The organism is Porphyromonas uenonis 60-3 (assembly GCF_000174775.1).
Classification (GTDB): domain Bacteria; phylum Bacteroidota; class Bacteroidia; order Bacteroidales; family Porphyromonadaceae; genus Porphyromonas; species Porphyromonas uenonis_A.
In genome coordinates, this window is sequence record NZ_ACLR01000029.1 from 1 (window position 1) to 840 (window position 840).

The 840-nt window shown below is 52.7% G+C and carries 2 protein-coding genes; both read right to left on the bottom strand.

Annotation, left to right across the window (positions count from 1 at the left end; genetic code table 11):
• A partial coding sequence (locus PORUE0001_RS10770; protein WP_007364564.1) for a tetratricopeptide repeat protein occupies positions 1–276 on the bottom strand: 276 nt, incomplete at its 3' end.
• Between the two features lie 102 nt (positions 277–378).
• Complete coding sequence (locus PORUE0001_RS10775; RefSeq protein ID WP_232501376.1) at positions 379–696, bottom strand: tetratricopeptide repeat protein; 318 nt, start codon at positions 694–696, stop codon at positions 379–381.
• Positions 697–840 lie beyond the last annotated feature (144 nt).

The following is an 840-nucleotide window of genomic DNA, read 5'->3' on the forward strand; positions in this document are numbered from 1 at the left end:
GTAGATGAGGCTGTTGTATCCCTTTTCAAGGGCGATGCGTAGGTTGTCTAGTGCTTGCTCCGTCTTACCCATTCGCCCATAGACTCCTGAGATGCTGTAGTAGAGCTCGGCATCGTCGGGGGCCTCCTCGATACACTTAGCGATGGCTGCGATGGCTTGCTCCTGCTCGCCTAGAGACTGGTAAGCATACGCCATGGCGATGTCTGTCGCATCGTGCTCCTGTAGGATCTCGATTACCTTGCGATAGTCGGCTGTGGCAGCGTCCTTGCGTCCCAATGCTGTGTAGCGGTCTGCTCGCTTGAGGTAAGCCCATAAGTAGGTGTCGCTTAGCTCGATGGCCTTGGAGTAGTCATCGATGGCTCCCCTGGAGGTCCTGGATTACTCTTGATTGAGCACGCTGATAGTAGCCATCAGGTCATCAGGTACGAGGGAGACATATTTATTCGACTCTGCGAGGGCTCTTCGGAGATTGCCATCCTCTGAGAGCATCTGCGCTTTGGTATAAATGTAGGTGTAGTCTGTAGGGTCTAGCGAGATAGCCTCATCGATATACTTGAGGGCAGAGCTGTAGTCACCTATCCCCTGATAGGCAGTCGCTATGTGGCTGGCTACGACATCGTCTAGCTCTTGTCGCTCTGTGACTTGCTGGTAGTACTCCAGCGCACCCTTGTTGTCTCCGATGTTTTGATGTGCCAAACCGATAAGGAAGAGGTACTCTCCCGTTTTGCTCACTGGACTCCAGAGCCTTGAGCTTAGATTCGAGGGTAGGCATCGCCTGAGCTGCGATGACATTGAGTAGGGAATAGGTGTCTTCGTTTGCTATCCCATTCGCAATGGTAT